Annotated in this window: 21 protein-coding genes; 10 read left to right on the top strand and 11 right to left on the bottom strand. The window is 47.0% G+C overall.

Annotation, left to right across the window (positions count from 1 at the left end; genetic code table 11):
* Positions 1-47 precede the first annotated feature (47 nt).
* Positions 48-554, top strand: coding sequence for a DUF3189 family protein (locus TRNA_RS34105; RefSeq protein WP_003183257.1), 507 nt, complete (start codon positions 48-50; stop codon positions 552-554).
* A 151-nt stretch (positions 555-705) separates the two neighbouring features.
* Here TRNA_RS34105 and TRNA_RS44295 read toward each other — a convergent pair whose 3' ends face one another.
* Together TRNA_RS44295 and TRNA_RS34100 are read right to left on the bottom strand one after the other, a co-directional pair.
* Positions 706-834, bottom strand: coding sequence for a hypothetical protein (locus tag TRNA_RS44295; protein WP_254926366.1), 129 nt, complete (start codon positions 832-834; stop codon positions 706-708).
* Between the two features lie 25 nt (positions 835-859).
* Positions 860-1,120, bottom strand: a complete 261-nt coding sequence (locus TRNA_RS34100; RefSeq protein WP_003183255.1) for a hypothetical protein — start codon at positions 1,118-1,120, stop codon at positions 860-862.
* A gap of 421 nt (positions 1,121-1,541) precedes the next feature.
* Between TRNA_RS34100 and TRNA_RS34095 the strand changes: the two genes are divergently transcribed.
* From TRNA_RS34095 to TRNA_RS34070, 5 genes are all read left to right on the top strand, one after another.
* Positions 1,542-2,030: a hypothetical protein gene (locus TRNA_RS34095; RefSeq protein ID WP_003183253.1), complete on the top strand. Its 489-nt coding sequence runs from the start codon at positions 1,542-1,544 to the stop codon at positions 2,028-2,030.
* Between the two features lie 115 nt (positions 2,031-2,145).
* A complete protein-coding gene (locus TRNA_RS34090; RefSeq protein WP_003183252.1) occupies positions 2,146-2,808 on the top strand; it encodes an ATP-binding cassette domain-containing protein in 663 nt (220 codons plus the stop codon).
* Complete coding sequence (locus TRNA_RS34085) at positions 2,786-3,751, top strand: ABC transporter permease (protein WP_003183250.1); 966 nt, start codon at positions 2,786-2,788, stop codon at positions 3,749-3,751. The genes TRNA_RS34090 and TRNA_RS34085 overlap by 23 nt, the downstream gene beginning before the upstream one ends.
* Before the next feature lie 260 nt (positions 3,752-4,011).
* A complete protein-coding gene (gene coaA, locus TRNA_RS34075; RefSeq protein ID WP_003183248.1) occupies positions 4,012-4,971 on the top strand; it encodes a type I pantothenate kinase in 960 nt (319 codons plus the stop codon).
* A 14-nt stretch (positions 4,972-4,985) separates the two neighbouring features.
* The gene (locus TRNA_RS34070; RefSeq protein WP_003183247.1) at positions 4,986-5,369 is read left to right on the top strand and encodes a VOC family protein; all 384 of its coding nucleotides are present in this window, start codon (positions 4,986-4,988) and stop codon (positions 5,367-5,369) included.
* A 50-nt stretch (positions 5,370-5,419) separates the two neighbouring features.
* Here the strand turns inward: TRNA_RS34070 and TRNA_RS34065 are convergent, their stop codons facing one another.
* Together TRNA_RS34065 and TRNA_RS34060 are read right to left on the bottom strand one after the other, a co-directional pair.
* Positions 5,420-6,658 carry an MDR family MFS transporter gene (locus TRNA_RS34065; RefSeq protein WP_009327942.1) on the bottom strand — a complete coding sequence of 413 codons (1,239 nt, stop codon included), beginning with the start codon at positions 6,656-6,658 and terminating at the stop codon, positions 5,420-5,422.
* Between the two features lie 127 nt (positions 6,659-6,785).
* Positions 6,786-6,998: a YqzH family protein gene (locus tag TRNA_RS34060; protein WP_003183240.1), complete on the bottom strand. Its 213-nt coding sequence runs from the start codon at positions 6,996-6,998 to the stop codon at positions 6,786-6,788.
* 272 nt (positions 6,999-7,270) lie between these two features.
* Between TRNA_RS34060 and TRNA_RS34055 the strand changes: the two genes are divergently transcribed.
* The 3 genes from TRNA_RS34055 (at position 7,271) to TRNA_RS34045 (ending at position 9,739) form a co-directional block, all read left to right on the top strand.
* Positions 7,271-8,533, top strand: coding sequence for a DNA polymerase thumb domain-containing protein (locus TRNA_RS34055; RefSeq protein WP_003183238.1), 1,263 nt, complete (start codon positions 7,271-7,273; stop codon positions 8,531-8,533).
* Positions 8,534-8,548: 15 nt separating this feature from the next.
* Complete coding sequence (locus tag TRNA_RS34050) at positions 8,549-8,887, top strand: YolD-like family protein (RefSeq protein ID WP_003183237.1); 339 nt, start codon at positions 8,549-8,551, stop codon at positions 8,885-8,887.
* A gap of 210 nt (positions 8,888-9,097) precedes the next feature.
* The gene (locus TRNA_RS34045; RefSeq protein ID WP_003183233.1) at positions 9,098-9,739 is read left to right on the top strand and encodes a FusB/FusC family EF-G-binding protein; all 642 of its coding nucleotides are present in this window, start codon (positions 9,098-9,100) and stop codon (positions 9,737-9,739) included.
* A gap of 22 nt (positions 9,740-9,761) precedes the next feature.
* Here TRNA_RS34045 and TRNA_RS34040 read toward each other — a convergent pair whose 3' ends face one another.
* From TRNA_RS34040 to nikA, 6 genes are read right to left on the bottom strand one after another with little or no spacing between them, the layout of a single operon-like run.
* Complete coding sequence (locus tag TRNA_RS34040) at positions 9,762-11,120, bottom strand: MATE family efflux transporter (protein ID WP_011198094.1); 1,359 nt, start codon at positions 11,118-11,120, stop codon at positions 9,762-9,764.
* 15 nt (positions 11,121-11,135) lie between these two features.
* Positions 11,136-11,921 (bottom strand): ABC transporter ATP-binding protein, encoded by a 786-nt coding sequence (locus tag TRNA_RS34035; RefSeq protein WP_011198093.1) that lies wholly within the window; start codon positions 11,919-11,921, stop codon positions 11,136-11,138.
* Positions 11,921-12,763 carry an ATP-binding cassette domain-containing protein gene (locus tag TRNA_RS34030; protein ID WP_003183230.1) on the bottom strand — a complete coding sequence of 281 codons (843 nt, stop codon included), beginning with the start codon at positions 12,761-12,763 and terminating at the stop codon, positions 11,921-11,923. The genes TRNA_RS34035 and TRNA_RS34030 overlap by 1 nt, the downstream gene beginning before the upstream one ends.
* A gap of 1 nt (position 12,764) precedes the next feature.
* Entirely contained in the window at positions 12,765-13,586 is an 822-nt protein-coding gene (gene nikC, locus TRNA_RS34025) for a nickel transporter permease (protein WP_011198092.1), read from the bottom strand.
* Positions 13,583-14,524: a nickel ABC transporter permease gene (gene nikB / locus TRNA_RS34020; RefSeq protein WP_003183226.1), complete on the bottom strand. Its 942-nt coding sequence runs from the start codon at positions 14,522-14,524 to the stop codon at positions 13,583-13,585. The genes nikC and nikB overlap by 4 nt, the downstream gene beginning before the upstream one ends.
* Positions 14,521-16,050 (bottom strand): nickel ABC transporter substrate-binding protein, encoded by a 1,530-nt coding sequence (nikA, locus tag TRNA_RS34015; RefSeq protein ID WP_003183224.1) that lies wholly within the window; start codon positions 16,048-16,050, stop codon positions 14,521-14,523. Before nikA ends, nikB begins: the two co-directional genes overlap by 4 nt.
* 269 nt (positions 16,051-16,319) lie before the next feature.
* Here nikA and TRNA_RS34010 point away from each other — a divergent pair, with 269 nt between their 5' ends.
* On the top strand, positions 16,320-16,532 hold the full coding sequence (locus tag TRNA_RS34010; protein WP_003183222.1) for a hypothetical protein: 213 nt from the start codon (positions 16,320-16,322) through the stop codon (positions 16,530-16,532).
* 145 nt (positions 16,533-16,677) lie between these two features.
* Here TRNA_RS34010 and TRNA_RS34005 read toward each other — a convergent pair whose 3' ends face one another.
* Positions 16,678-17,292 (bottom strand): esterase/lipase family protein, encoded by a 615-nt coding sequence (locus TRNA_RS34005; protein ID WP_003183220.1) that lies wholly within the window; start codon positions 17,290-17,292, stop codon positions 16,678-16,680.
* Between the last annotated feature and the right edge of the window lie 426 nt (positions 17,293-17,718).

Below are 17,718 nucleotides of genomic sequence, written 5' to 3'. Positions count from 1 at the left end.
TATATTTGGGCCACATTAAAACCAAAGACATGAAGAGGGTGAGCAGGTTGATCTATATATACAATTGTTACGGCGGCACTCATTCATCTGCACTTGCCGCTGCTTATCATCTGAAAAAGCTCCCATTCAGCAGAAAACCAACAAGAAACGAAATTTTAAGCACCGACTGTTTTAATCAATTAAGTCCGAAGGAAATGGGAAAATTAATCTTTCACGGACTTGATGAAGAAGGCAACCAGGTGTACACGATCGGCAGAGGATCGTCAAAAGCTGTCATTCCAGCCATGCGAGGCGTTCTCGAGCTGTTTGAAAAAAACGGGAAACTTCAGGAGAAAGTCATTTTTTCAAACACGTCTCCGACTGTGCCAATAGCGATGACATTCGGCGGTTTATTTTCGAGGAGGCTGAAAATCGATCCGATCGGGGTTCCTTTGCTGGTGCTTGGAGCGCAGCAGGCATACCAAGACATCATCAAGCTTGTGCAGCAAACAAAAAACCATGCAAAAACGACTTCTTCGATGATCGAGGTACTCGATAACGGCTTTAAAGGATAGTGGCCGAAGGATGAATATAAGGAATTTATTTGAAAAAACAAGGCGTTCTGATCGGTGGGATGCCTTGTTTAATAGGAATGCCTTTTTCCAATGAATAGAGGGGAACACAGTTTCATTGCAGCGGTTGTTGACTTTTAAAAAAGATCGACATTCACAGAACGGAAAGCGGGAGGCGCATCAAAACGCCTCCCGCTTGCTTGCGCTCTAAAGCCCGCGTCTGTAAAAGAATCAGCCGCTCGTTCACGCTCTGTTCTCCAAAAGCGGATCGAAGCATGTTCATATTTCAGACGCCAGCTGCACGTTGTTTATTTTTTGACATAGCAGCGGTCTTGGTACATCGTTTCACATTTTTCGCGTGTGACATCTGTTTTACCATTTATTACTCTGTAAACATCGACATATCTCTCGCCATTTATTACCTTATATTCGTATTGCGCACCGGGATACTTGTCCCTCACCCATATTAATTCAGGCAGTGTATCCGCACTTACGGGCAATCCAGACACTAACAAAGCACCTGCAAATGCAACCGCTCCGACTGCTTTTTTGATTTTGTTTTGAAACATCCCTAACGACCTCCTAAAGATTGTTTTTTTGCCTATGACATCATAGGCATGTACATCCTATCACTCGGCTGGAGAAAAAAATGTCTAATTGTGTAGAAATTCAATAAAATTCAAAAATAATACACAAATTTACATTTTAATCAGAGGTAATAGGTGTTCGCCTAAGAACACCCTCGGGAAAAATGGTAAAATAAGAGAATTTGATTGAAGGTAAGGAAAAATATGTTATAATTTTACGAGAGGGAGGAGGGGATAGTTTCCAATAGGTAACGATGAAATGGTCCATTTTGCTAGGAATCTATTTTTTCATCCATTAAAATAAGAGAACTCGGACCTTAAATTGTTTTGGATGTGGCAGTAGCTTATGGATGGCAGCTGAAGACGTACATACAAATATTTCAAAAACACGGAGGGAAACGAAATGAAAAAAGCGATTTTAGGGTTTTCTTTGTCTGCGGCGCTCCTGGTTCCATCCTCATTCGCTGCGGCTGCTGGGGACGGGCAGCTGACAAGCGAGCAAAAGGAACTGCTTGAAGCCAAGACAGAATACGTTCAATCACTTCCTGAACAGGCATCCGTTCAAAGCGGTGTGACGGCTTATGCAGGAAAAAGGCTGACAATTAAAAGAGGAAGCTTCCTCGCCTGGTCAAAAGATTATATCGACTGGTACTACAACGGCAAAAAAGTATCGAAAAGCAGCGGATCGCAGGATGTCGGCTACGTCTTTCCGAATGTGGTGAGGGCAAAGGGGATTAAAAGGTATTATAAGTCATCAGGGCTTCACAAATGGAGAGCGAAAAAAACGCTGAGCTTCGGAACCGTTACACCGTGGGGAGATGTTGAATTGGCCAGCTCAACCTTTACAGACAGAAGGTGGGTCAATAAAAAAGGAAAATACGGAAACGATTAATTTACTATAAGCCATTTCATACAACGCTGCTAAAAGACTATTTAGAAATTAATGGCAGCGTTGTATAATGGAGAATGTTGCAACACCATCCTGATGCGAGAAAGGATTTTTCAAATTGATCAAAATCGATGACCTGACGAAATCTTATGGAAGCAAATCGGTATTCAACCGTCTCAACATGAATATTGAAAAAAACAAAGTCACCTTTCTGATGGGAGAAAACGGCGCCGGAAAAACGACGCTCTTGAAATGCCTGCTCAAGCTTGAACCTTTCGAAGGCGGCATACTGTACGACGGCGAGCCGCTTGAAGCAGTCAGGAGCAAAGTCCACGTCATCTATGACGATTCCCCGTTTTACGATCATCTGAGCGGCTATCAAAATATCAAACTACTGATCAATAAACCTGCCGGCAAAGAAGAGCTTGAACAATTGTCGCAAAAGTTTCTCGGCAGGGAGCTGCTGAAAAAAAAGGTCAAGACCTATTCATACGGACAAAAGAAAAAGCTGGCCTTAATGATCGCTGCATTAAACAAACCGTCATTCTTGTTTTTGGATGAGATATCAAACGGGCTTGACTACCGGTCCATGATGGAGCTTCAGGAGCTCATCAATGACTGGTCAAGCAGGATGACGATTGTTGCCGCCGGCCATCAGTTTGAGTTTTATTCTTCAATCGTCGATCAATTATACGTGTTGAAAGACGGTTCAGCTATCCACATAGACAATTTTAAAACGAATGGAGCAGAATTGGGCGATGTCTATAAAGAATATTTATAATATTTTCAAGAAAGAGCTTGCATTTCAATCGTATTCTAAATTGCTCATCATTTTATTGCTTCCTCTATTATTCATTTCATCCGGATACATATATGTTCACTATAAAAATACAATGGACAGCTACCAGCAGTTCAAAAAGACTGAAAATGAATATAAAGAACTCGGCATCGATATTAAGCAGGCGCTGGAGTCGCCCGTCAAGGTGAAGGAAGGTGAGCTGAAAAGCGAGGATGGCGACGGAGAGATCGTCGAAAATATTTTAAGGTTCGACTATGAGAATTTCGTCTTGTCCCTCCATCACCTGGAGCCGAAACAGTCAGTCACTATGACGCTTGAGCTGATGGGCTTCATCATTTTTCCCTTGGCTTTCACGCTGTATGCCATCTATATCTCCTCATACGACATCAGATTCAAGACGATGAAAGTGAAAGCGGTCAGCCATGATTGGAAATCCGTTCTGTTTGCCAAACAGTGTTCGGTTTACATGGTGATGGCTGCCGCCGTGATCGCCGTTGTATGTACGGCATATGTGTCAAGCCTCGTCTTTTATTCCCTTGCTTCAAGGGATATACCGGTCGGCGAGTTCACAATACCCGCTGTTTCAAAAAGCAATATCCTGCTTCAGCTCGCTGTCGTTCTGGCGGTCAGCTTCATCTTTTCGACGATCGGATTTTATTTGGGCGTCCTCTTCAGAAGCTTTATTACGCCTGCTTTGCTTTATGTCGTTTACAGCCTGCTGATCCCTGCTTTGGGCAGGTTCGATTTAAAAAACCTGCTGTCTAATCTCGGGCATGCGGTTTTCAGTTTCAGCGGCGGCTTTAAACTGTTTACACCGGTGAAGGTGGACATGATTCCGGTCATCATCATTTTAGCCGCATCCGTCGGCTTGCTGTCTGCGGTCACTTATTACATGGCGCACAGGCAAAGCAAATATGTCGTTTGAAAAAAGAGTGCGGGCGCCTGCGCTCTTTTTTCTTTTGCAAACGAAGGACACCCGTTGGCTCAGGGTTGACAGGAAGGAGAGCCATTCGCATCCGCCATGCAAGGAAACCGGACCCACCCGTCTCTGGAGGAAGACGGTTTTTTTGATTGAAACGTTGTTCCTCGTAAATATTCGAAAAATTCTATATAATAATAAAGCGGTCTCAGAATTCATGCACTTTTTTAAGTAAACAGCGTTTGAACAGAGGGCAGGTGAGAATAGTGGCGAATCAGGATTTGAATTTGCACACGTTATATACGAGTCATACCCGTGATGCCTGGGCAAATCTCGGCGGGCATATGTCGGTAAAGATGACCGAAGAGGAAGTAAAGAAGCTTGAAGGTTTAAATGACTATCTGTCTTTGGAAGAAGTCGAAACCGTTTATGTTCCGCTGGCGAGGCTGCTTTATTTACACCGGGCAACTCAATATGAACGGAACACCCGGGTAAACGGTTTTTTGAATCATCCTCACGCGGCCAAGATTCCGTTTATCATCGGGATTGCCGGAAGCGTCGCGGTTGGAAAAAGCACGACGGCCCGCATCATTCAGACTGTGCTCTCCCGTTTGCAGGAACGGCTGAAAGTCAGTCTGATCACAACCGACGGTTTTCTTTATCCTAATGCGGTTCTGACAGAAAAGCAGATGATGTCGAGGAAAGGGTTTCCCGAAAGCTATGATGTCAAAGCGCTGCTTGAGTTTTTGAACGATTTAAAATCAGGAAAGGAAATTGTCCACGCACCCGTTTATTCCCATCTAACGTATGACAGATTGGAAGGGGTTTATGAAACGGTAGAACAAGCGGATATCGTGATCATCGAAGGCGTTAATGTGCTGCAGACACCGACGATCGAAGACGACCGTACAAAACCGCGGGTTTTCGTTTCCGATTTTTTTGACTTCTCGATTTATGTGGATGCCGAAGAAGACCTCATTATCAAATGGTATCTTGAACGCTTTCGCATGCTCAGGGAGACGGCTTTTCAAGATCCGAGTTCTTATTTCCATAAATTCAAAGACCTCGCGGACGAAGAAGCGGACCATATGGCAAAGTCAATATGGGAGACCGTCAACCGTCCGAATTTGTATGAGAACATTCTGCCTACAAAATTCCGGTCTGATTTAATCTTGAGAAAAGGCGAAGGCCACAAGGTGGAAGAGATTTTGGTCAGACGGGTATAGAAGAGGAGGCTTGCATGATCCATCATATTGAACTGTACGTTTCAGATTTGGAAGCGTCGAAGCGCTTTTGGGGCTGGTTTCTCGGGGAGCTCGGCTATGAGGTTTTTCAACAATGGGAAGGCGGCATCAGCTGGAAAGCAAACGGCGCCTATCTCGTGCTTGTGCAGGCGAAAGAGCAGTTTATCAAAGCGGGTTATCACAGGTGCCGCGTCGGCTTAAACCATCTTGCTTTTTACGCGGCATCCAAAGAGCAGGTCGACGAAATGACAATGAAACTGAGAGAGCGGGGATGCCGCATTTTATATGAAGACAGACATCCGTTTGCCGGCGGAAACGGGCATTATGCCTTGTATACCGAAGATCCGGACCGCATCAAAGTTGAACTTGCTGCCCCTTGAGGCGGGCGGCAGCCGAAGGCCGGCCTTTGTTCGAGCCGGCCTGTTTTCAATTAATGCTGCATCGTTTTTTTCGAACTTAAATTGACTTTTGCTTCATCCATTTTGAGTTTCCGGTAGGCTGCTACCAGGAAAGGAACGCCGCAAATGGTGGCAGCAGACAGGATTGCAAAAGTGAAAAACGGTTTTTCCGCTCCAAAGGTGTCCAGCAGCATTCCCCCCGCCCAAGGGCCGACCACGCTTCCAAGCTGGGTGAAGCCCATAGCCCCAAAGTAAGTGCCTTTCAGCTCAGGCCGGGCAATCCGGTCGACCAGTAAATCCATCATCGAAAAGAGAAGCACCTCCCCGATCGTAAACACGATAATGATCAAGACAATGGACCATAGATCATGGAAAAAAGAGAGGCTGAACAGGCTTCCACTAATCAGCACATTTCCTGCAATCAGCGATAAAATCGGTGAAAACCGTTTGGCGATATGTACGATCGGGTACTGTACGGCAAGAACGGCCAAGGCATTCAGCGTCAGCATCATGCCGAACACTTTCGTCCCGTCTTCAATGAACGGGCTGGCCGCCATGTATTGTGCAAGCGTCGATGTGAAGTGGGAATATCCGAACAAACAAAGAATCGAACCGATTAGCGTAATCGTAAATACCCGGTCTGTTTTTGTCACCTCCAGCGCGTCCCGCACTTTTATACGCTTATTACGCTCAGCTGCCGGTACGGTGTGGTGTTTAAATTGAATGACCAGCACCGCCGCATAAATAAAATAAATGAAAGCCGCAATGAAAAACGGCAGCGTCGTTTTGGAAGATCCGAGATACAGGCCTAAAAGCGGGCCGAAGACGACGCCGAGGTTGATCGCGGTATAGCGGAGATTAAAGACGAAAAGGCGCGTTTCGGGTTTGGATACGTCTGAAAGCAGCGCTCTTGAAGTCGGTTCAAACAAAGCGCGGCATAATCCGTTTAAGGCATTCATGATAAAGAATGTCCAGACATGATCGGCGAGTGCAAAACCGGCGAACACGAACGTCCAGCCGAAAATCGAGACGAGCATGATGGTTTTCCGGCCGAACCTGTCTGATAAGTACCCGCCATAAAAGCTTGCCGCAATTCCGATCAGAGAGCTCGCTGCAATGACAGCTCCCGCAAAGCCGGAAGAGGCGCCTTTCACTTGTGTCAAATAAATTGCTAAAAAAGGGATGCTCATGGCTGTTCCCATGCGTCCGAAAATGGTTCCGACAATAATGGTCCAGCTGAGCGGGTGGATGTTCTGCCATTTTTGTTTCATGATAAACTCTCCGTTACGTTTTTATTTGTTTATCATACATGAAACAGATGGCGGTGAATAGAGGAATTTCTAAATGCTGGGTGATAAAAGGCTTCCTGTACAAAGGAAGCCGCAAAGAAAAATCGTTTTATGATGAGAACAAGCCTTGATTTGTGACATAATCATAGATGACATCCTCGATATGGGCATGCAGCCCTTCATTCGGCTCCTCGATCCGCCTTTCCTGCAAAGCCAGCTTCAGGATTTCTTTTTCGCCGGGGCTGAGCGGATCGGTTGCAACATTGCGTCCGTACTGCTTCAGCGCCTGTCCGAGCATTTTTTCAATCAGTTTCTCATCCATTTGTCTTCTCCTTTAGGAGCGCTTTTTCTTTTATCTTACTAAGAAAAACTGATGTTCTCAAGAGAGCATTCAATTTGAATCATCAAACTGAATAAGGCGAAATTCCGAACTGGAATGGTCAACCATGTCACCTTCTTTCCAAAGAAGGTGTTTTTTATTGCTTTCCGCCAGGATTTTCTTTGGATAAAATTACGCCTGGAAATCGAACGTATATTCGGAGTATAGTATTCATACACTAATTGTGCGAACATCAGTTCTTCTGGAGGGAGAGTATGGATTACAGTCAATATCCGTCGCGTTCGGTTTTGTGCGTTGATATGCGGAGCTTTTATGCAAGCTGCGCCGCAGTCCTGCTCGGACTTGACCCGATGACTTGCTTCTTGGCGGTTGTCGGAAACACGGAGCGGCAGGGAAGCATCGTTCTCGCTGCTTCTCCGGCTCTGAAAAGAGAGTTCGGCGTTCAAACGGGAACAAGGCTTTATCAGCTGCCGGATGATCCGCGCATCAAGCTGGTCAATCCGAAGATGGGGCTGTTTGTCCGTGTTTCTACAGAGCTCACCCGGCTGTTCTGCCGCTATGTGCCGCCTGATGCCATTCATACGTACAGCGTGGATGAAAGCTTTATTCAGGTGGACGGTGTTGAAAGCATGTGGGGAGACGCCCGAACGATTGCGATGAAAATTCAAGATGATATGGAAAGGGAGTTTGGCCTTCCCTGTGCTGTCGGAATCGGACCGAATCTGCTGATGGCAAAGCTGTGCCTTGACCTTGAAGCGAAAAAATCAGCAGGCGGGGTGGCCGTTTGGGGCTACGAAGACGTGAAAACGAAGCTGTGGCCGCTGTCTCCGCTGCGCCGCATGTGGGGAATCGGCTCCAGGCTGGAAAAGACGTTAAACCGGATGGGGATTTTTACAGTCGGCCAGCTGGCGCACTATGATCTCAGTCGGCTTGAGAAAACATTCGGGGTGATGGGAAACCAGCTCTATTATCACGCTTGGGGCATCGATCTTTCAGCGATTGGAGCGCCGCTCATGGAGGGGCAGGTCAGCTATGGAAAAAGCCAGATTCTGCTTCGCGATTATCCGAATCCGGAGGAAGTCAAGCATGTCATTCTTGAAATGTGTGAGGAAGTGGCCAAAAGGGCGCGCGCCCACCGCCAGGCGGGCCGGACCGTCAGTCTCGGCATCGAATACAGCCGCGATGAGCTTGGCGGCGGATTTTACCGTTCAAAAACAATGGAAAGCCCTTCAAATGTCACGCTTGATCTTTACCATACATGTCTGGCACTGTTCGAGCGGTTTTATGCCGGCAAAACGGTTCGGAAAATTTCCGTCTCTTTGTCCAATATTCAAGATGACACCAATATGCAGCTTGATCTTTTTCGCCCCGATCAGGAAAAGAAGCGGCAGCTCGGGTATGTGATGGACGGCATCAGAGAACGGTACGGCTCAACAGCGCTTTTGCGGGCCGTTTCCTACACAAACGCCGGGACGGCCCGTCTGCGGTCAAAATTGGTCGGAGGCCATCAGGCATAGAAAGGAGAATCATTTATGCTTCGCGACAGAGGCAGTATCAAATGGGTTTCCATGATGCTGCCTGAGCACGTGGAATTGCTCAGGGAATATCATGAAAGCTTTCAAAAAATCAAAAAACCGATCCTGGATGAACAAAAATATGAAGAATTCAATGAAATCATTTGTGAAGCGATGGCAGAAAACAGGTTTTTGCAATTTGCTTATTACCGGCAGGGGGAAGTGAAAACGCTCGCCGGCCGGATTCACTATGCTGACGCTCTGAAAAGGGAGCTGCGGATCGTAAGCCGGGCGGATGAAATTTGCATTTTAAAGATAGAGGATATCATTGAGATTGAATACGATTGTCGTTTATAATGGAATCAGTATTCGGAGGTGGATAAAATGGTAAATGACATTCATTTGCCGACTGCAGCGTCTCATGCAAAGCCTGTTATCTTGAAAGGCGATACTTTGCATGAGGCGGGGTTATAAACAAATCGCCTGACAGAGCAAGGTATCATTTCTGATCATCCGGCTTTGCACCTTATTTTAAAATATAGATCTATAAATAAGGAGCTGGCAGAAATGAAGACACCTTTTATCAGAAATGACCAATATAATTTTATTAAGTTTCAAACGGACAGCCTCGTCCAGGGACATGCGAACATCAATGACGAAAACGTCCTTGACGCTTTGAAGTGCAATGCGCTGGATCAAGTGTTCAACCTGTTTCCTGATCTCAGCAGCGATCAAAAGTCTTTGCTGGAGAAGCTGGCAGAAGTGGAAGACAGCGGTGAAGCGGTGCGCTTTTTAGCTGAATTAAAACTTCATGTGATTCCATTTCAGAATGTAACGGTAAAGACTGCTAAAAAGCTGTTCTCTAAAGTGAAAAAACTAAAGACGCCCGAATTTGAGCAGATGGATTTCAGCGGATATTCCTACCTGGGATGGAACGATGCAGGATCAGGCAGGAAATACATGATTGTGGACGTCGGCGGAAAGCTGACCGGAATCCACGGCACCATCAAATCCAGCAATAAAAAAGGAATCTGCTCGATATGCAACAGGACCGAAGAGATCGGACTGTTCATGGCCCGCGTGAAAAGCGGGAAAGAAACCTATACGGACAGAGGCAATTACATTTGCTGTGACAGTGAAAAATGCAATCAAAATTTGATGACGCTGGATCATCTGAACCATTTCGTCGCACAATTAACGAAAGAATAAACGTAAACACCCCGGCTAAAGCTTAGCCGGGGTGTTTTAATGATTTCGGTCTTTGGCCTGCCTCTCTCGCAGCACTGCGCTCTCCGAAAAGCCGGGTGGTCAGCCCGGGAACAGCCATGCATAAGAATACGGAACGCCCAAGGCTGAATAAAAGAAAAGCGAGCCACAGCCCATGGTTTCCGAAAGCGGGGACAGCGGTAAAAAAGGCGGCCAGGAAGACGAGAACAGCCAAAAACATTGAATTTCTGACCGGGCCTATTTCGGTGGCGCCTGTGAAAATCCCGTAAAAAACGAGTCCGAAACTTGCGGCCAAAGGAAAGAGAGCGATCCAAACATCGTAAGTTTTCGCTGCTTCCAGAACGCTTTCAAGCGGTGTAAACAATGGAAGGATCGCATTTCTCAAGAGAAAGTAGCCGACTGAAAGCAGCGCGGCCGAGATCAGCGACCACTGGATCGAAAGGGAAAGCGTACGGGAATAGAGATCCCGATCCATTCTTCCAACGGCTTTCCCGGCAAAGATGCTCGATGCATTGGCAAACCCGTCAAAAACATAAGCCATCAAATAATGAATTTGAATCAAGATCGCATTTGCGGCTAAAATTTCAGCGCCGAAGCCGGCTCCTTTAGCCGTAAATAAATTGAAAACCGTCAAAAGGCACAATGTCCGAATCAATAGATCTCGGTTGACAACCATCATTTTTTTAAACGGTTTCGGGTCGAATAAAAGCTTGACGGACGGCAGCTTAAACGGCATGGCGGCATTCGTTTTCACAAGCCAGCAGCCGATCAGGCAGCCCGTCACATCCGAAATCAAAGTGGCTAGAGCGATGCCGTATACTTCCATGTGAAAGACGTAGACAAAAACGATGTCAAGCACGATATTCAAGACGTTCATCGAAATCTGCAAAAGCAATGTCACTTTGATTAGAGACATTCCCATCAGCCAGCCGAGAATGCAATAGCTGATTAAAGCAAATGGAGCTCCCCAAATCCTCAGCGAAAAATACTGCGAGGCGAATTCAGCGGTATGGCGGTCGGGCTGTATGAGCGTCAGCGCTGCGTATTCAAGCGGTTTTTGCAAGATGATGAACATCAGTCCGGCAAACAGCGCGATGAAAACGGGCCGGGCAAGGGCCAAAACGCTCTCTGATCTGTTTTGGGAGCCGAGTGACTGAGCGGCGAATCCGGATGTGCTTACCCGCAAAAAACCGAGGAGCCAATACATCGTATTAAAAATCATCGTTCCGACTGCAACACCGCCGATGTAAGCAGGGGAGGAAAGCTGGCCGGCGACCGCCGTATCGACCGCACCCAATAAAGGAGTGGTGATCGTTGAAATGATCAGCGGAACGGCGAGTGCTAGATATTGCTTGTGATTCATCTGTTAAGACCCCCCTTAGGATTCAAACACCTGAAGCAGCTTTTTGGCATATGGGTGCCTTTCGGCAGAAAAAAGCTCTTCTTTTTCAAATTGATCGGCAATCTGCCCGTCTTTCATGACCATGATGCGATGGCTCATGAAGTGGACAGCGGCCAGATCGTGGGAAATAAATAAATAAGAAAGGCCCATAGCATCCTGCAAATCTTTGAGAAGATCCAGGATCTTCGCCTGACTGGTGACATCCAGGCTTGCTGTAGGCTCATCAAAGATGATTAAAGACGGATGAGTGCTGATGGCTCTGGCGATCAAGGCCCGCTGGCGCTGCCCGCCGCTTAATTCGTGCGGATAGCGGTCAAGGAGGCGCGAGGGAAGGCCGACCATTGAGAACAGACGCTCAGCCGTCAGACGGCGGCTGCCTCGGAAGTCCCTTAAAAATGACGGCATGTCTTGTTTGGAAACATCAAGCGGCTCCATAACTGAATCGATAATATTGAGCTTTGGATTGAATGATGCAGCTGGATTTTGGAAAACAGCCTGCAGTTTTCGACGCAGTCTCCGGGTCTCTTTTTTGTTTATGCCGGTAAGCGGATGTTGATGAAGCCTAATCTCTCCGTGATCGATTTTTTCGAGCAGCAAAAGGCAGCGTGCGAGGGTGCTTTTCCCGCTGCCGCTCTCGCCGGCGAGCCCGAGGCATTCGCCTTTTCGAATGGAGAATGATACGTTGTCAACCGCTTTGTGGCCGCAAGCGTAATGTTTTGTCAGATTGCTGACAAAAAGAACGGTCTCTGCAGAATGGGTCATCACGCACCTCCTGTTCCCGCCAGCACCGCTTCCTTTGTTTCAGGCGGGGCTGCCGTCAGCCTTGGCGGAGGATTTTTCAGCGGCGGGATGGCCGCGAATAAACACCTCGTATATTCATGTGCCGGCTGTCTAATTAAATCAGCGGTTAAGCCGCTTTCGACGATTTCTCCGTTTTGCATGACGGCGGTTTGATCGGCGTATCTTTTGACAAGCCGCAGGTCATGAGTGATAAAAAGGATGGCGCAGTTTGTTTTGGCGCGCATCGCGGCGAGCTGTTGCAAGACGTCCGCGGCCGTGATGCTGTCTAAAGCCGTCGTCGGTTCGTCTGCGATGAGAAGCTTGGGGCGGAGCACCATCGCTTGAGCAATCGCGGCCCTTTGCAGCTGCCCTCCGCTCAATTGAAACGGGTAGCTTTCATATACTCTGTTTTCCGGCAGAGAAACCTCCCGAAAAGCATGGAGAATCGCTTCTCTTCGCTTATTCTTAGACCAACCTGTATGCGTTTTGACCATTTCGTCAATTTGTTTGCCGATCCGTATAAAAGGGGTGAATGCTCCGTGACAGTCCTGAAAAATACAGGCGATATCCTTTCCGCGCACGCGTCGGAGTGCTTTGCGTCCGGCTTGAAGCATCTGTTGGCCTTCAAATATCACGTCTCCGCCGGTCACCGTTAGTCCGTCCGGAAGCAGCCCGGCTATGGCCGAAGCGGTCAGGCTCTTTCCGCTGCCGCTTTCCCCGAGCAGCGCGAACCATTCCCCTTCATGAATCGAGAAGGAGGCATTTTTGACAATGGTGTGCTGCCGGGAGCTGATTGATAAGTCCTCAATGGATAACATCGGCATGCTAAGAAACTCCTTTCTTGTGTTTGACGTCAAACCTGTCCCTTAAACGATCACCGTACAGGTTGGACAACAGAACGATGAACATGATCGCAAGACCGGGAATCACCATAAGCTGAGGCGCATGCAAGAAGTAATGTTTTCCGTCGTTCAGCATGGCGCCCCATTCCGGGTATGGAGGCTGAGCACCCAGGCCGATATAGGACAGGGCAGCAATCATTAACACCGTTTTTCCGATATCAAGTGTCGCAAGTACGGAAAGGTTGCCGAGAACATGGGGCAGCAGGTGCTTTTTTAAAATCGCCCCGGAGCTTAAACCGGTAAGCTCGGCCAAGGCGATGTAATCTTTTTGTTTTTCCGAAAAAACCGTGCTGCGGACCAGCCTTGCATAGCCGACCCATTTGACAGCGACGACGGCCAATATTAAGTTCATCAGCCCCGGACCAAGCAAACCGCTTAAAACAATCGCGACAATATAGTCCGGAAAAGCCATAACCGCGTCAACAATTCTCATCATCATCCGGTCCAGCCGTCTGCCGAAAAACCCGGAGACAAGCCCGACAGGAACACCTATGAAAACGGAAATCAGAATCGCGCCCAAGGCGGTGCCGACCGTCGCTTTCGCACCGGCGACCATCCGGGAAAATATATCTCTGCCCAAATGGTCGGTTCCGAGCCAATGCTGCATACTGATCGGCTGAAGACGGTTGGCCATATCTGTGCGGAGCGGATCGAACGGCAAAAAGAAGGGGACGGTGAACAGCGCCGCGGAAAACAGCAGCACAAACCATAGTCCTGTTTTAGATCGAAATACGTTTTTTCTCATCGGCGACCAGCCTCCTTTAAGCGAATTTCCGGATTGAGGTACCGATAAGAGAGGTCGACTAAAAGATTGATCAGGACAACCGCGATCCCCATGAAAAGAATGTACCCCTGAATGATCGGATAATCACGCTGAACGATGGCATCAACGACAAGCTTGCCGACGCCGGGATATGCAAACAGGACTTCAATAATCACCGTGCCGCCGAGCAGGCTGCCGAGGCTGACCCCGAATATCGTGATGACAGGGACAAGACAATGGCGAAACGCGTGAAAGAAGAAAATTCTCGCCTCGCTGATGCCGCGTGCCCTGGCAGATCTGATGAAATCCTGACCAAGGCTTTCGATCAGGCTTGACCGTACAAGGCGGACATAAACGCCCGACATCGCGATCCCAAGCGTGAGAGAGGGGAGAATCAAATGTTTAAACGTTCCGGCTCCCATCGACGGCAGCCAATTCAGCCTGACGGAAAAGAGATCGATCAGTATCAATCCGAGCCAAAAGCTCGGGAGCGCGGCTCCCACTAAAGCGAGCAAGCGGCTGAGATGATCGATCCACCGATCCCGGTATAAAGCGGAAAGCGTTCCGACCGGCACGGCAATCAGCAGCATAACGAGAAGCGATGCGCCGGTTAGAAGCAATGTCGCCGGGAATTTCCGGCTGAGCTCGTCGATGACGGGTTCGTGTGTTGTATAGGATTTTCCCAAATCAAATTGGAAAAAGCGCTTGAACCAGTTCCAATATTGAATATAAACCGGTTTGTCCAAACCGAGCTCCTCTCTGAATGCCTCGATCTGCTCGTCCGTTACCGCAACATCATCTACGCGAAGCATCTGTTTCACCGGATCACCGGGAGCCGCTTTCATAAACACAAAGCTGATAAATGAAAGCAGGAATAAGAACAGGACCAGTTCAAACAGCCGCTTGGCGATCTGCTTCATTTCGTTTTCACATCCAAATCTTTCGTCAGCATATAATACTCACTTTTGCTCGTTTCCCAATTTAATACACCGTCTCGGTAGGCTGTGATGTTTTCGGGAGTCACGATAAAAGAGTTCAATGTCTCCTTCTCGATCAATTCAGCTGCTTTTTTGGCAAGTCGGTTCCGCTTCTCTTTGTCGATCGTGCGGTTGAATTCCTTAATCCATTTGATCAAGGTTTGATTTTCGATGCCGCTGTAGTTTAAAGCGCCGTTCGGCATATAGGCGGTGTTCAGCAAATAGCTGGCATCGCCTCTTGGCGCGGTCATTGAGCTGTATGTCGCTAAATCCCAGTCATCGTTTTTCGCCAAATATTCATCAATATTTTCGACTTGCTGAATCTTAATCGAAATGCCCAATTCCTTCGCATTTGATTCAAGAATTTGCGCGATTAAAGGCAATTCCGGACGAGACTGATAGGTTAGCAGTGTAAAAGACAAGGCTTTTCCGTCCTTTACGGCTTTACCGTTTTCAAGCTCGTAGCCGGCTTTTTTCAGCTCAGCTTTTGCAGCCTGAAGTCCGCTCGGCTTTTGAACCGTATCGGAGGAAAATGGGAAATCGGCTAGGAAGGGGCCGTCTGCCGGCTGAGCATGTCCGTTCAAAATGCTTTCAGCGATTTCTTTGCGGTTCAGTAGTGCGTCGAAGGCGCGGCGCAGGTGGCGGTCAGCAAGATGATCCTTCTTTGTATTGTAAAGAATCTGGTGAACGCGCAAGCTCGGTACCGAATCAACGGTAATCGACGAATCTTTTTGAATTTGGTCAATATCCTCAACGCTCGGTCTGTAAATGATATCGGCATCTTTTGATTGGAGAGCCATGACGCGGGCGTTTGCGTCTTCATTAAACGAGAATGTGACGTGCTTCAGCTTCGGTTTGCCGTCCCAATAATCGTCATACCGTTCTAACTCTATTTTATGGCCGGCCTCAAAAGAGGAAACTTGGAAAGGTCCCGTTCCGACGGGCTGTTGAGAAATGTTTGCTGCGCTGACGTCAATGATCGATGTGTTTGGATGAACCAATTCTGAAGGGAATTCGGGAAACGGCTCCTTCGTTGTAATCGTCAATGTTTGTCCTTCAGCCTTTATTTCCTTGATTTTTAGGGCGTTCTTCATGGCTTTACTCTCGCGCATCGTCCGTTCTAAAGACGCTTTTACCGCTTTGGCATCCGCTTTTTTACCATTTTGAAACGTCAGATTGTCTTTAAGGGTGAAGACCCAAGTTTGTCCGTCTTTGCTTTTCCAATCTTTGGCAATCCACGGTTCGATGGAAAGGTCCGCACTGATTTTGACGAGTGTTTCACTGATGCCGGCGCGGATAGCCGTATAATTGACATCAAGATTCGGGTCAAGGGTTTGACTCGGAATATTGAAAAGAAAGGTGAGTTTCTTCTCTTCCCCTTTCGCTGAGCCAGCGCCTCCGGCGGAGCAGGAAGCGAGAATGAAGAGAAAAATAATCGGTATGATCATGCGTTTTGCTATGTAAGCCATAAGTTATACCTCCAAGTAGTAATGATTTCGATTTACCTCATAATCATAGGGGATATTCTCATTGTTGTAAACAGGAATATTTGCCTTTATATGACGAAAGTACGAAGACACATTTTTCGGATCCCGTCCGGCTTTTCCATATAAAATAGGTCTGTAAAAAAGAAAGCCCGAATAATTTGAATCAAGGGAGTTAATGGAACGATTTACAGAGGAAAAAAATATGCTGTTAATAAGATGTTCAAACAGCAAGTGAAAGGAGCCAAAAAGTGATGATGATTACAGTAAAAATACGCCATACTGCTGAAACCGAAGGCACAGACATAGGTGACTTCACTCCTGCTGAACTCGAAAGCATCGTCCAGACGATCAGAAAATACGGAGCTTGGCTTTCACCTGATGCCGACACAGATGATTATAAATTTACATTCCAAGACGCTAAATACAATCTCGAACAAAGAGTCTTTGAAATCATAGTGGAGTAATCACATATCGAGGGGGTTGACGGACACTGAATGAACGGTCGGAATAGGCGTTTATTTAGAGTCCTTTTTATTTTGGCAAGAGGGGTGACAATTCCGATCAATGAGGAGCCTTGAAGAAGTTAAGCTCTTCAAGGCTCCTTCAATCTTATTTCCCGCTGGCGGTCAGCCCGTCTTTAATCAAGGCATTTACTTTGCTGCTGAACAAAAGACCGACATGGCTTACGCCTGAGATTTGCACATTGTTTGCACCATCAAGTTTGGAGAGGCTGTTTAAGACGATATAGTCGCTTGTGCTGTAAATCGAAGTGTATGAGATTTTGTCATTCTGAGGCGCCGTGTTTGTAACGAGACGATTAGCGCCCCCAAGGGTGACGACATGTCCGACTTTATCCGCACCATCCAGATTTTTAATATAATAGAGCGTATTGGCCCCGCCCATGCTGTGGGCGACAATATCGACTTTTGATGCTCCTGTTTGATTCAGCACACGCTTGATGTATTCGGATAATCTCGGAGCATTGTTTATATTATTTCCCGTTTTATCGATAAAGTTGATGGCGTAAAGCTCACTGCTTGTCCAGCCTTGAGATTGTAAATACGATTTAATGCCGATGAAGTTATAATCGGCTCCGCCGATGCCGTGGACCATGACGACCGGATTGTGGGAAGCGGCGGAAGCTGCTGAAGGCCGGAACGAAAATACGGACACAACAGACAGCATGCAAATCAATAGAATAGATAAAAATGAATGACGACGCATAGTTTTTCCTCCTAAAAAAGTAATAAGTTCACAACAACGACAATTCTATAAAACGAAAATATGAAAACGAAGTGTAATTTTATCTATTTTTCATACCCGAAAAAAGAGCAGTATATGAAACGTTTTTTTACCGCTGCGCGCCGGTTCTCTTATAGGGTAAGGAGAGTGAAGCTTTTCTGGGAGAAAGCAAATCGGTTTGTGCTGTTGAATTGGAACTAAGGAATTTTTCCTATTAATCTACTGACGTACGTATTAAAATGGTAAATTAGGATCGGGAAACGGTATAATAAGGAAGCATATCCAATACTGCAGAACACTTTGGCGGATGGTCAGGTACAATGTTGAAAAGAGCGGGTGGATCTTGATGAAAACATGGGCTTTGAAGCTTCTCTCTCATGTGCAGCGTGTGCCGGCTGCAAAGCGGTC

Origin of the sequence: Bacillus licheniformis DSM 13 = ATCC 14580 (assembly GCF_000011645.1) — a bacterium.
GTDB lineage: Bacteria > Bacillota > Bacilli > Bacillales > Bacillaceae > Bacillus > Bacillus licheniformis.
Note: the sequence above shows the minus strand (reverse complement) of the source record. Positions and strands in the feature narration are given on the sequence as shown.

Excerpts from the sequence above, each read along its gene's own strand:
- TRNA_RS44295 (WP_254926366.1), bottom strand. The coding sequence starts at position 834 with ATGAACATGCTTCGATCCGCTTTTGGAGAACAGAGCGTGAACGAGCGG.
- TRNA_RS34100 (WP_003183255.1), bottom strand. The coding sequence starts at position 1,120 with ATGTTTCAAAACAAAATCAAAAAAGCAGTCGGAGCGGTTGCATTTGCA.
- TRNA_RS34095 (WP_003183253.1), top strand. The coding sequence starts at position 1,542 with ATGAAAAAAGCGATTTTAGGGTTTTCTTTGTCTGCGGCGCTCCTGGTT.
- TRNA_RS34085 (WP_003183250.1), top strand. The coding sequence starts at position 2,786 with ATGTCTATAAAGAATATTTATAATATTTTCAAGAAAGAGCTTGCATTT.
- TRNA_RS34070 (WP_003183247.1), top strand. The coding sequence starts at position 4,986 with ATGATCCATCATATTGAACTGTACGTTTCAGATTTGGAAGCGTCGAAG.
- TRNA_RS34065 (WP_009327942.1), bottom strand. The coding sequence starts at position 6,658 with ATGAAACAAAAATGGCAGAACATCCACCCGCTCAGCTGGACCATTATT.
- TRNA_RS34060 (WP_003183240.1), bottom strand. The coding sequence starts at position 6,998 with ATGGATGAGAAACTGATTGAAAAAATGCTCGGACAGGCGCTGAAGCAG.
- TRNA_RS34055 (WP_003183238.1), top strand. The coding sequence starts at position 7,271 with ATGGATTACAGTCAATATCCGTCGCGTTCGGTTTTGTGCGTTGATATG.
- TRNA_RS34050 (WP_003183237.1), top strand. The coding sequence starts at position 8,549 with ATGCTTCGCGACAGAGGCAGTATCAAATGGGTTTCCATGATGCTGCCT.
- TRNA_RS34045 (WP_003183233.1), top strand. The coding sequence starts at position 9,098 with ATGAAGACACCTTTTATCAGAAATGACCAATATAATTTTATTAAGTTT.
- TRNA_RS34040 (WP_011198094.1), bottom strand. The coding sequence starts at position 11,120 with ATGAATCACAAGCAATATCTAGCACTCGCCGTTCCGCTGATCATTTCA.
- TRNA_RS34035 (WP_011198093.1), bottom strand. The coding sequence starts at position 11,921 with ATGACCCATTCTGCAGAGACCGTTCTTTTTGTCAGCAATCTGACAAAA.
- TRNA_RS34030 (WP_003183230.1), bottom strand. The coding sequence starts at position 12,763 with ATGCCGATGTTATCCATTGAGGACTTATCAATCAGCTCCCGGCAGCAC.
- nikC (WP_011198092.1), bottom strand. The coding sequence starts at position 13,586 with ATGAGAAAAAACGTATTTCGATCTAAAACAGGACTATGGTTTGTGCTG.
- nikB (WP_003183226.1), bottom strand. The coding sequence starts at position 14,524 with ATGAAGCAGATCGCCAAGCGGCTGTTTGAACTGGTCCTGTTCTTATTC.
- nikA (WP_003183224.1), bottom strand. The coding sequence starts at position 16,050 with ATGGCTTACATAGCAAAACGCATGATCATACCGATTATTTTTCTCTTC.
- TRNA_RS34010 (WP_003183222.1), top strand. The coding sequence starts at position 16,320 with ATGATGATTACAGTAAAAATACGCCATACTGCTGAAACCGAAGGCACA.
- TRNA_RS34005 (WP_003183220.1), bottom strand. The coding sequence starts at position 17,292 with ATGCGTCGTCATTCATTTTTATCTATTCTATTGATTTGCATGCTGTCT.